The organism is Aquimarina hainanensis, from assembly GCF_042684685.1.
Lineage (GTDB): Bacteria > Bacteroidota > Bacteroidia > Flavobacteriales > Flavobacteriaceae > Aquimarina > Aquimarina hainanensis.
In genome coordinates this window covers 1-12,160 of record NZ_JBHULX010000006.1, presented here as the reverse complement: position 1 = coordinate 12,160, position 12,160 = coordinate 1, and the positions used below count along the sequence as shown (strand labels likewise).

The following is a 12,160-nucleotide window of genomic DNA, read 5'->3' as shown; positions in this document are numbered from 1 at the left end:
AATGGAGGGCATTTTTTTTGTTGTATAGTTCTCAGCAGGTGTACTTACTACCTATAACCTAAATACCCCATCCTATAGAAGAGAACTGTTTTCTTCCTTATGTTTATCTAGAAGCGCTTTAAGATGTTTGGCTTGTTAATAAAACTATAAAAAACGCTGCTTTTAAAACCATTTTTTCTTGTATCTCAGTTCTTTAGGATTGATTTGTTTTTTTTTTGAATTTGAAATCAAAGCGATTATTGTTAATTTCTTATATATTTAGTGTTTATTTTAAGATAATAAGAATGAAAGAAGATAATTCTCGGAGAAAATTTATAAAAAATTCAGCGTTGGCAGGAGCAGGAATTTCTATGATTCCAGGGGTTTCCTTAGGGAAGACTGCAAAAGAGGCTAGCAAGGAGCTAAGGTTGGGACTTATTGGTGTTGGACTCAGAGGGACGAACCATCTTAGAAATGTGTTGTTGCGCGATGATGTAAGAGTGACAGCAATATGTGATATCGATAAAACAAGGATAGACTTGTCATTAGATTCGATTAAGAAAGCCGGAAAACCAAAACCAAAAGTGTTTGGAAAAGATGAATTAGATTATAGGAATCTATTGGATAAAGAAAATGTAGATGCGGTCATTATATCGACTCCATGGTTATGGCATACCAGAATGGCAAAAGATGCTATGAAGGCAGGAAAATACACCGGATTAGAAGTTTCTGCAGCGAATACCTTAGAAGAATGCTGGGATTTAGTGAATACCTATGAAGAAACAGGGGCGCATTTGATGATATTGGAGAATGTGAACTATCGAAGAGATATTATGGCTGTTTTGAATATGGTCAGAAAAAATGTTTTTGGAGAATTGGTTCATTTTAGATGTGGATATCAACACGACCTGAGGTTTGTTAAGCTTAATGATGGAAAAACAGCTTATGGAAGAGGGGTTGAATTTGGAGAGAAAGGAATTTCAGAATCAAAATGGAGAACCTTGCATTCGGTAAAGAGAAATGCAGATGTATACCCGACTCATGGAGTAGGACCAATAGCTACCATGTGTGATATCAATAGAGGAAATAAGTTTGTTTCTATTTCATCCAATGCTTCTAAAAGTATTGGATTACATAATTATATTGTAAAACATGGAGGAAAAGAACATCCTAATGCCAGTGTAAAGTTTAAGCAGGGAGATGTAATAACGTCTACTATAGAAACTGCAAAAGGAGAAACAATTATCGTGACGCATGATTGTAATTTGCCAAGACCATATTCTCTCGGATTTAGAGTGCAGGGAGCGAATGGATTGTGGGAAGTGGATGGAAATCGAATTTATATAGAAGGAAAATCAGAGCCTCACCGATGGGAAGAAGCGAATAAATGGTTGGCTGAATACGATCATCCGTTGTGGAAGAAATATGGAGAGCATGCTACAGGAGCTGGGCATGGAGGGATGGACTTTTTTGTTATTAATGCCTTTGTAGAATCTGCTAAACAAAATATCGCACCCCCGTTAGATGTGTATGATGCTGCTGCATGGAGTGCGATCACTCCTTTGTCAGAAGTCTCGATAGAAAATAATGGGGAACCGCAGAATTTTCCGGATTTTACCCGAGGGATGTGGGTGAAAAGGAAGCCTTATGATTGGATAAAAGACACCTATTAAGTATAAAAAAGCCATTGTAAAACTACAATGGCTTTTTGTTTAAGAGAGTCTGGATATTTAATCCTTTAAAATGCTTCTGGAGATTACTATTTTCTGAATCTCAGAAGTACCTTCATATATCTGCGTGATTTTAGCATCTCGCATTAAACGTTCTACGTGGTATTCTTTTACAAATCCATTTCCTCCGTGAATTTGAACAGCTTCAACAGAAACATCCATGGCTGCCTGTGATGCATATAGTTTTGCCATCGCTCCAGAAAGGTCGTAGTTTTCGTGATTGTCTTTATCTTTTGCCGCTTTGTAAACCAGCATTCTAGCGGCCTCTATCTGTGTATGCATATCTGCTAGTTTAAAAGCAATGGCCTGATGATTCATGATTTCTGTACCAAAAGCTTTTCTTTCTTTAGCGTACTTTTTTGCCAGTTCATATGCTCCGGCAGCAATTCCCAATGCCTGAGCGGCGATTCCAATTCTTCCTCCTGACAGGGTTTTCATAGCAAACTTAAAACCAAATCCATCTTCACCTATTCTATTTTCTTTAGGGACTTTTACATCATTAAAAATAAGAGAGTGTGTGTCACTACCTCTGATTCCTAATTTATCTTCTTTAGGCCCTATCTCAAAACCTTCCCATCCTTTTTCTACAATAAAAGCGTTAATTCCTCGGTGCTTTTTTTCTTTATCGGTTTGAGCAATAACTAAATAATAATCTGCGGATGCTCCATTGGTGATCCAGTTTTTAGTACCGTTTAATACATAGTGATCTCCTTTATCGATAGCAGTTGTACGCTGAGAGGTTGCGTCACTTCCTGCTTCTGGTTCAGATAAGCAAAAAGCACCAATTGATTCCCCTGTTGTAAGCTTGGATAAATATTTTTCTTTTTGTTCCGGAGATCCATAGGTGTCCAGTCCCCAACATACTAAAGAATTATTAACTGATACGATAACAGAGCAGGAAGCATCTACTTTTGATAGCTCTTCCATGGCAAGAACATAAGAAATTGTATCCATTCCTCCTCCTCCATATTCTGGAGAAGCCATCATCCCAAGAAAGCCAAGTTCTCCCATTTTTTTTACCTGTTCGGTAGGGAATTCTTGTTTGTTATCTCGATCAATGACACCAGGAAGTAATTCTGTTCTGGCAAAATCACGAGCTGCATCTCGTATCATTATTTGTTCTTCCGTAAGTTTAAAATCCATATTTTCCTGTTTGTTGCTATGCGTGCATAATATACTATTTTGAAATTTAATGAGAAAAAATAGATATATAGCCCATATTTTTATTAATACTACAAATATAAGTTTAAAAATGATAGTTTTAATGTTTTATTTGTTTTTTGCGTCTTTCTTTATTTTTTGACTTTTTTTCTGCGAAATCTGCTTTTTTTTGATGTGTTTGTACAAATAGAATGCGTTGTCTACGAATGCGGTAATTTGTTACATAAATTTGATTTTATTTTAGTGTTGACCATACTTAGTTTTTTTATATTTGTGAAATTGCATTTTAAGCAGAAATAATTCATTGTATTAATAGTATAAATTATGACACAGCTCTAACCTCCGTAAGGGGGAATATGAAACAAAGACTTTGAAAAGACAGATGATGATTGCTAATATAGATATAGCAATTAAACCTAATGTAACAATGAATTAAAGTTTAAAAGAAAATGAAAGACATAAAAGAACTATTATATACTTACGAGAATAAATCACCTGAAATTGTTTTTAACTGGAAAGACTCTGAGACAGATGCAGAGGGTTGGACGGTTATTAATTCACTTAGAGGAGGTGCTGCTGGGGGAGGAACCAGGATGAGAAAAGGACTGGATATGAATGAAGTACTTTCACTGGCAAAAACAATGGAGGTAAAATTTACAGTTTCAGGTCCTGCCATAGGGGGTGCAAAATCAGGGATTAACTTTGATCCGAATGACCCTCGAAAAGAAGAAGTGCTAAAACGATGGTATAAAGCAGTTTCTCCATTGCTAAAAAGCTATTATGGAACTGGGGGAGATCTTAATGTAGATGAAATTCATGAGGTAATTCCCATTACAGAAGGATGTGGAGTCTGGCATCCACAAGAAGGAGTGTTTAATGGTCATTTTCAGCCTACCGAAGCAGATAAGATTAATAGAATAGGACAATTAAGGCAAGGAGTTATAAAGGTGTTGGAAAACACAACTTTTTCTCCTGATGTAAATAGAAAGTATACGGTGGCAGATATGATTACCGGATATGGAGTGGCAGAAGCTGTAAAACATTATTACGAGGTATACGGAGGCGAAGTAAAAGGAAAAAGAGCTGTGGTTCAGGGATTCGGAAATGTAGGGTCTGCTGCTGCGTACTATTTAACAGCAATGGGAGCCAAAGTAGTTGGGATTATCGATCACGTAGGAGGGTTGATAAAAGAAGAAGGATTTACAGTTGCAGAGATGAAGGAGCTGTATTTAAACAAAAAAGGAAATAAATTATATGCAGAATCTCTTATTCCTTTCGAAGAAATGAATGAAAAAGTTTGGTCATTGCAAACTGAGATTTTTGCACCTTGTGCAGCTTCCAGGCTGATAACAAAGGATCAAATAACCCAAATGATTGATTCAGGTTTAGAGGTCATCTCATGTGGGGCAAATGTACCGTTTGCAGATAAAGAGATCTTCTTTGGACCTATTATGGAATATACAGATAGTAAAGTAAGCTTAATCCCGGATTTTATTTCCAATTGCGGGATGGCCAGAGTATTTGCGTATTTTATGGAAAGAAAAGTTCAGATGACTGATGAAGCCATTTTTAAAGATACATCAGAAACGATTAAAAAGGCAATTCAGGATACATTTAATCATAATAACAAAAAAACAAATATAAGTAAAACTGCCTTTGAGATTGCCTTGCAACAGTTGGTGTGATAGACACAGTTTAGTAAGATTAAGTGCAATCGAAAGGTTAGTGTAATCAGTTAATTTTTTAAGTATGTTCAGATATTTTTTAGGTAGTAGTCCGAAGTGGTTTAAGATGGTAATGATCGGATTCCTTATTTTTAATGTTTTCTCCTATTTTGTACTAGGAGCAAAAGTAACCTCATGGTTATTTATCGGGGAGTTTATTTTTACATTAGCAATGGCACTAAAGTGCTATCCGTTACAATCAGGAGGGTTGCTGGCTATAGAAATTCTGGCACTTAATCTTACAACTCCAAAGAATGCTTATCACGAGGTAGAACACAATTTGGAAGTAGTATTGTTACTGGTGTTTATGGTAGCCGGGATTTATTTTATGAAACCATTATTGATGTATATTTTTAGTAAAGTTTTTACCAAAATTAAATCAAAATTGGTGATTTCGTTACTGTTTGTATTTCTATCAGCAGTATTATCAGCCTTTTTGGATGCCTTAACAGTAACTGCGGTTTTAATCAGTGTAGCAGTAGGGTTCTATGGAGTATATCACAAGATTCATTCAACACCAACGGCTGACTATGACCAGGATGGTTCTTTGGATACTAAAGAATTAAGTGGTGAAACACTGGAAAAATTCAGAGGATTTCTTAGAAGTTTGATTATGCATGGAGTAGTAGGAACTGCTTTAGGAGGGGTTTGTACACTGGTTGGAGAGCCTCAAAACCTGTTGATCGGGGACAGAATGGGATGGGATTTTATCACATTCTTTATTCAGATGGCTCCTATAACGATTCCGGTTTTATTTGCAGGAATGTTGACGACTGTATTGTTAGAAACTACAGGATGGTTCGGATTTGGGGATAAATTACCAAATGTAGCCAGACAAATTATAGAAAACTATACAGAGCAGGAAGATGCAAAACGCTCTGAAAAATCTAAATACGGATTGATTGTTCAGGCAGTTTCGGCAATTCTTTTGATTATTGGATTGGCTACACATGCAGCTCCTGTAGGATTTATAGGGTTGGCATTGATTATTGTGCAAACGGCTTTTATGGGGATTACAGAAGAACATCAGTTAGGAAAGTCCTTTGAAGAAGCCTTACCTTTTACTGGGTTATTGGTTGTTTTCTTTGTGATTGTAGCAATGATTCATGATCAGCACTTGTTTTCTCCGGTAATAGACTGGGTGTTGTCTTTACCATTAAAAGATCAACCGGCAATGTTTTATGCTGCGAATGGAATTTTATCCATGATTAGTGATAATGTGTTTGTGGCTACCGTATATATAGGAGAGGTAGAGGCAGCTTTTAAATCGGGAGCAATAACAAGAGAGCATTTCGAGAAATTAGCGATTGCTATTAATACAGGAACAAACTTACCAAGTGTGGCGACTCCAAATGGACAAGCAGCTTTCTTATTTTTATTAACCTCTTCTTTGGCTCCGTTAATCGGATTGTCATATGGAAGAATGGTAAAAATGGCATTGCCTTATACAATTGTGCTTGGAGGGGTAGGATTAATAGGGATACTAATGATGCTTTAATAGTAAGTAAAAATATACTTATACGTTATAATTCACGTTATATAATAGAAATAAAAACCAAAGACAATTTATGATGAACTTATTTATGCTTGGATCTTTAGCCCAGAAGACCAAAGAAGTTGAACCGGAAATTGAGGAAAAATCACTTTCCATTATAGAATTGTTACTTAGTGGAGGAACAGGTGGAGTAGTGATCATAGCCATTCTGTTTATCCTTCTTTTTGTAGCAGTATACATATATTTCGAACGATTATTCGCTATAAAAGCAGCTTCCAAGTTTGATGATAATTTTATGAATCAAATTAGAGAAAAGGTCTCAAGTGGTAAAATTGAGGCAGCTAAGATTTTATGTGCTCAAACGAATAATCCGGTTTCTAGATTAACAGAAAAAGGAATCTCAAGAATAGGAAGTCCTTTGGATGATATTAATACCGCTATTGAAAATGCAGGTCGTCTAGAAGTATATAAACTGGAAAAGAATGTCAGTATTCTAGCGACTGTTGCAGGAGCTGCACCCATGATTGGTTTTCTTGGAACTGTCATTGGTATGATTTTGGCATTCCATAATTTAGCATCAAGTTCAGGAAGTGCAGATATGGGATCATTAGCAGAAGGGATATATACTGCAATGACCACCACTGTTGCGGGATTAGTTGTCGGGATTGTTGCTTATATAGGATATAATCACCTGGTTGTAAAAACGGATAAGGTAGTGCACCAAATGGAAGCGACTGCAGTTGATTTCTTAGATTTACTTAACGAACCTGCTTAACAGATGAACTTAAGAGGAAGAAATAAAGTAAGTCCGGAATTTAGCATGTCTTCAATGACAGATATTGTATTTCTGTTATTGGTATTCTTTTTGCTGACATCCCCGGCAGTAACACCAGAAGCCCTGGATTTAATTTTGCCAAAGGCTAAGGGAAAGAGCTCTAATGTTCAGAATATATCGGTAAGCATAACGAATAAGCTTCAATATTATGTAGATAATGAACGAATCAGTCAGAGCAGGCTGGAAAGTACATTAAAATCAAGATTGGCAGGACAACATGAACCTACTGTGATTCTAAGGGCAGAAGAAGGAGTGCCTATTGAAAAAGCAGTAAGCGTTATGGATATAGCGAATAGAAATAAATTTAAAGTTATTCTGGCGGTAAAACCCGATTGAGAATAGTATATGTTAAAATTAGATACAAAACATAAAAAAAGGTCTATGATTCTCACTGTGATTGTACATGTGGGAATCATCCTTTTGTTGTTTTACTTAAGTCTTTCATACCTGGATCCAGCTCCCGAAAGTGGAATTGCTGTAAATTTTGGGACAACAGAAACCGGAAGAGGAAGGCAGCAGCCGACAAAACCGATTAAGTCAGCCCCCAAAGAAACGGTGGAAGAAGAAGTAGAAGAAGTACAAGAAAAAACTCCTGAGGTTTCAGAAAAAGTCATTACTCAAGATTCAGAAGATGCTCCAGTGATTACTGAGAAACCTGAGAAAAAAACGAGTGTAAAAAAAGAAGAAAAGAAAAAGCCTGAAAAAAAACCGGCAAAGAAAAAACCTGTAGGGAAAAAACCAGATCCTAAGCCGGACAAATCAACCTTGGATATTCTTAATAGTTTTTCTAAAGGACCTAAGAGTGATGGAACAGCTAAAGGAGGAGAAGGAGATGATAATAATCCGGGAGATAAGGGGAATCCGAATGGAGATCCTAATGCTCGCTCCTATTATGGAAATGGAAAAGGATTGGATGGAGATGGAAATTATAGATTAGGTGGGAGAAAAGCACTTAATAAAGAAAAGTTTAGACAAGATTGTAATGAATCGGGGATTGTGGTGGTAAAAATACAAGTAGATCAAAATGGTAGAGTTGTCAAAGCTACTCCAGGAGTAAAAGGGACAACGAATAGTGCCTCTTGTTTATTAGCACCTGCAAAAAAAGCAGCCTTGGCGACACGATTCAATAGTGATTCAAAAGCTCCTGTGAAGCAGGTAGGAACAATTGTATACGAGTTTAAGCTATCGGAATAGGCTTGTAGGATTATATTTTATTATATACAATGAATTATAAAGAAACGCTGGATTGGTTGTATGTCCAGTTACCTGTCTACCAAAAACAGGGAAAAAGTGCATATAAGGCTAACTTAGATAATATTGAGCAGTTAACTTCTTTTCTGCAACATCCTGAAAAGAAATTCAGAAGTATTCATGTAGGAGGAACCAATGGAAAAGGTTCCACAAGTCACTTATTAGCTTCTGTTTTTCAAGAAGCAGGATATAAAGTAGGTTTGTATACTTCTCCACACTTAAAAGATTTTAGAGAACGTATTCGTGTTGATGGGGATTGTGTCAAGCAGGAGTATGTAGTTGATTTTGTGACAACCCATAAAGCATATTTTGAAAGCCATCAGTTGTCTTTTTTTGAAATGACAGTAGGAATGGCATTTCAGTATTTCTCGGATCAAAAAGTGGATGTGGCAATAATAGAAGTAGGATTAGGAGGGAGATTAGATGCTACGAATGTTATTACCCCGGAAATCTCTGTGATTACAAATATAGGAATAGATCATACCCAGTTTTTAGGAAATACAATTACTAGTATTGCAAGAGAAAAAGCAGGAATTATAAAAACGGGAGTACCAGTTGTAATTGGAAGAAAACAGGAAGCATCCAGTGTGGTTTTCGAGGCTGTAGCGAAAGAAAAAAAAGCTCCATTAATTTTTGCAGAAACATTTGAAGGAGAACAATGTATATCTTCACTTAAGGGAGGCTATCAAAGAGAAAATGAACGCGCGGTTCTTCAGGTTTTAGCGATATTAAGAGAAAGAGGATGGGAACTTTCGACTAAATGTATAAAAGAAGGCTTTTCTAGAGTAGTAGAAAATACAGGACTACTGGGGAGATGGCAAATACTGAATGAGGCACCTAAAGTAATTTGTGATACGGCTCATAATGAAGATGGACTCCGGGAGGTAATGAAGCAATTGGTTAAGGAATCATTTAGAGATTTGCATATTGTAGTAGGAGTAGTGGATGATAAAAAATTAGAAACAATTCTTCCTCTTTTTCCCAAAAAAGCACGTTATTATTTTTCGTCTCCTGATATTTCAAGGGGGTTGGATGCAGGGCTACTCAAAGAAGAAGCTGCTAAGTTTGATTTACATGGTGAGAAATATGACGCTGTAAAAGAGGCTTATATGTCTGCATTACAGTATGCAAGAAAAGAAGATGTGATTTATGTAGGAGGGAGTACTTTTGTTGTAGCGGAAATTATTTGATTTTTTTGTTGAAATATTTTGCTGAAGAATAAAACTATCTTATATTTGCACCCGCAATCACAATGATAGCGGGCGCGTAGCTCAGTTGGTTCAGAGCACTTGGTTTACACCCAAGGGGTCAGGGGTTCGAATCCCTTCGCGCCCACAATGTGTAAAAATTTTATAACAAGTTCTTTTTACATACAGTAAGTTATTAGGGCGCGTAGCTCAGTTGGTTCAGAGCACTTGGTTTACACCCAAGGGGTCAGGGGTTCGAATCCCTTCGCGCCCACATCCTAATAAAAAAAGCCAGATCATATATGATCTGGCTTTTTTTATTTTTAATAGGTTCAATATTTCTCTCTGTTTTTTTAGAAGTTAGGCTTTTTGAAAGTGTATAATTCTCATTTTTGTCCTTCATTTTTTTATTTCACGATAAAAAAACAAGCAAAATATCATTAAAAAACCTCGCTGGGGTAACCGTTTTTTAGATAAAATGCATTTTATCTGGTTTTGATGTTTTTAATCGATTTGTTTATGGTTAATCCGTAAAATATATTTTTTACTCCTGCTTTTATAAGCATCTTTGAATCATAAACTTAACGAAACAAAACTTAAAAGAATTATTTATACGATATAAAATTACATTATTTATTTACGAAATTTTATGAAGTCCTTTCCTTCAAAAGGAGTCATAAGAAATTTAATGTTCTTATAAGATAGTACCTTTAAAGGGTGTTTATTTTATGAGGGTAACTAGCTGTATATAATATTGTTTTTTTTTAGTCGTTAACCCCGCGAATTATGAGAACAATTTTACTTCCCAGAATTTTCCTCATTAGTATTTTTTTGTTTTTTACATCGATACTATCTGCGCAATATATAGATATTGCCATCACAGGAGGACCAACAGGTACAAACCCACAAATATTCCCAGCTACATCAACTGCGAATCCAGTAATTACGCAGGTAAGGGTGAATATAATAAGTGGTACGGGATCATTTGCACAATCAGTAGACAACTTAACATTTGCACATCAGAATGCAACAGACGTGGTTGTAGAAATTGAATTCCTGGATGCTAGTAATAATCCGGTTGCAGGGAATTATTCTTTTGTGATTAACGATATTGATGGTCCTTCATTTGAAAGTGTTTCTATTCCTTGTACGGATCGGATAGCATTTATTAGAGGAGAACCTAATATTGCATTATCAGAAACCGGAGGAGAGATTTTGGCAGACGGACAAGCACAATCAGATAATGATGCGCAGTTTACCTATTTAAATGTAAATAAGGTAAATGTAACACTTCGAGCGACATCATCTGGATGGGTTAAAAACCTGGATTTAAATCTCAATAACTTTCCGGTAACAAATGGTTCAGTGATTCAATGTTCTAATTCAGATATAGACAATGATAATGTGGTAGATTTAGATGATGAAGATGATGATAATGATGGAATTTTAGATATAAATGAAGCGAATGGGAATAATCCTAATGGGGATGAAGATGGAGATTCCATTCCTAACTGGTTAGATCTGGTAGATAATGGAAATGGGGGAGATGGTTCTACTACTGATTATACAGATGCCAATGCAGATGGGGTTCCGGATGTATATGATACTGATGGAGATGGAGTTCCTAACCATTATGATTCTGATTCCGATAATGATGGGTGTGGAGATGCTATAGAAGCGGGGCATACAGATCCTGATAATGATGGTTTTTTAGGAAGTTCTCCTGTGACAGTAAATGCTACTAATGGTCGGGTGACTGGTCAGGGAGGTTATACAGGAGGAAATGTGAATGCGGTTACAGCTGGAACAGCTCCTGTTTTTACAACTCAGCCTTCTGATCAAACAGTGTGTTTGGGAGATTCAGCTAATTTTTCGGTTGCTGTTTCTGGTTCAGGCTTGCAATTTCAATGGCAAGAGAATACAGGAAGTGGCTGGAGCGATATTTCGAATGGAGGAAGTTACTCAGGTGCTACTACAGCTTCTTTAACAATTAATCCTGCAAATACACAAGATGGAAATGAGTATAGAGTAGAAGTGTCAAAAACGGATTATTTATGCCCGGAAACCTCTAATGAAGTGGCACTTACAGTTAATAATTTTATAACAGAAGGAGTTGTTAGTTCAGATCAAACTGTATGTACAGGAGGAGATCCTAGTGTGTTAACGGTTACGACTTCTACTGTAGCAGATGGAACATTGACACATCAGTGGCAAAGTAGTGTTACTAACGAAACTACTGGTTTTTCGAATATATCAGGTGCTACAGGGACTACATTTGATCCGGGGGTATTGACGCAAGATACTTGGTTCAAAAGAATAGATACATCGGTATTAAATGGAGTAAGTTGTACAGATGAGACGAATGTGATAAAAGTAACTGTGAATGCTCCACCTATTTTGAGTATTGATGATATTACTGCAGATAATATAGTAAATGAAACAGAAGCCGGAGGTACGATTGCGGTAACAGGAACTGTTGGAGGAGGATTTACTGCTGGAAACACAGTAACCTTGACAGTCAATGGTAATACATATACAGGAACAGTAAATGCCAGTGGTAATTACAGTATTAATGTGCCGGGAAGTGATTTGGAAAATGATGCAGATGCTACTGTTGATGGTAGTATTACTATAGCAGGACAGGATAATTGTGCTGATTCGGATACACAAGTATATAGTGTTGATACAACGGACCCAAGTGCTCCTACAGTTGCGATCACAGAAGATGCAAACAATGACGGTTTGATAAGTGAAGATGAATTAAGTGGTGATGTTGATGTTAGTGTAGGGCTACCAGC

The 12,160-nt window shown here is 36.5% G+C and carries 9 protein-coding genes and 2 tRNA genes; 10 read left to right on the top strand and 1 reads right to left on the bottom strand.

Annotated elements, in window-relative coordinates:
- Nucleotides 1-284: 284 nt before the first annotated feature.
- Nucleotides 285-1,652, top strand: coding sequence for a Gfo/Idh/MocA family protein (locus ACFSTE_RS08285; protein WP_378253285.1), 1,368 nt, complete (start codon nucleotides 285-287; stop codon nucleotides 1,650-1,652).
- 57 nt (nucleotides 1,653-1,709) lie between these two features.
- Here ACFSTE_RS08285 and ACFSTE_RS08280 read toward each other — a convergent pair whose 3' ends face one another.
- Entirely contained in the window at nucleotides 1,710-2,852 is a 1,143-nt protein-coding gene (locus ACFSTE_RS08280) for an acyl-CoA dehydrogenase (RefSeq protein ID WP_176027323.1), read from the bottom strand.
- Nucleotides 2,853-3,328: 476 nt separating this feature from the next.
- Between ACFSTE_RS08280 and ACFSTE_RS08275 the strand changes: the two genes are divergently transcribed.
- From ACFSTE_RS08275 to ACFSTE_RS08235, 9 genes are all read left to right on the top strand, one after another.
- Nucleotides 3,329-4,555, top strand: coding sequence for a Glu/Leu/Phe/Val dehydrogenase dimerization domain-containing protein (locus ACFSTE_RS08275; RefSeq protein ID WP_176031018.1), 1,227 nt, complete (start codon nucleotides 3,329-3,331; stop codon nucleotides 4,553-4,555).
- A gap of 64 nt (nucleotides 4,556-4,619) precedes the next feature.
- Nucleotides 4,620-6,092, top strand: coding sequence for a sodium/proton antiporter NhaB (nhaB, locus tag ACFSTE_RS08270; RefSeq protein WP_378253288.1), 1,473 nt, complete (start codon nucleotides 4,620-4,622; stop codon nucleotides 6,090-6,092).
- An 85-nt stretch (nucleotides 6,093-6,177) separates the two neighbouring features.
- The gene (locus tag ACFSTE_RS08265; protein WP_176031017.1) at nucleotides 6,178-6,864 is read left to right on the top strand and encodes a MotA/TolQ/ExbB proton channel family protein; all 687 of its coding nucleotides are present in this window, start codon (nucleotides 6,178-6,180) and stop codon (nucleotides 6,862-6,864) included.
- A gap of 3 nt (nucleotides 6,865-6,867) precedes the next feature.
- Nucleotides 6,868-7,260 (top strand): ExbD/TolR family protein, encoded by a 393-nt coding sequence (locus tag ACFSTE_RS08260; protein ID WP_176027321.1) that lies wholly within the window; start codon nucleotides 6,868-6,870, stop codon nucleotides 7,258-7,260.
- 9 nt (nucleotides 7,261-7,269) lie between these two features.
- Nucleotides 7,270-8,118, top strand: a complete 849-nt coding sequence (locus ACFSTE_RS08255) for an energy transducer TonB (RefSeq protein WP_378253290.1) — start codon at nucleotides 7,270-7,272, stop codon at nucleotides 8,116-8,118.
- A gap of 29 nt (nucleotides 8,119-8,147) precedes the next feature.
- Entirely contained in the window at nucleotides 8,148-9,365 is a 1,218-nt protein-coding gene (locus tag ACFSTE_RS08250; protein ID WP_378253292.1) for a bifunctional folylpolyglutamate synthase/dihydrofolate synthase, read from the top strand.
- 70 nt (nucleotides 9,366-9,435) lie between these two features.
- Nucleotides 9,436-9,510, top strand: a tRNA-Val gene (locus tag ACFSTE_RS08245).
- A gap of 51 nt (nucleotides 9,511-9,561) precedes the next feature.
- Nucleotides 9,562-9,636, top strand: a tRNA-Val gene (locus ACFSTE_RS08240).
- Nucleotides 9,637-10,148: 512 nt separating this feature from the next.
- On the top strand, nucleotides 10,149-12,160 hold a 2,012-nt coding region (locus tag ACFSTE_RS08235), incomplete at its 3' end, for an Ig-like domain-containing protein (protein WP_378298067.1).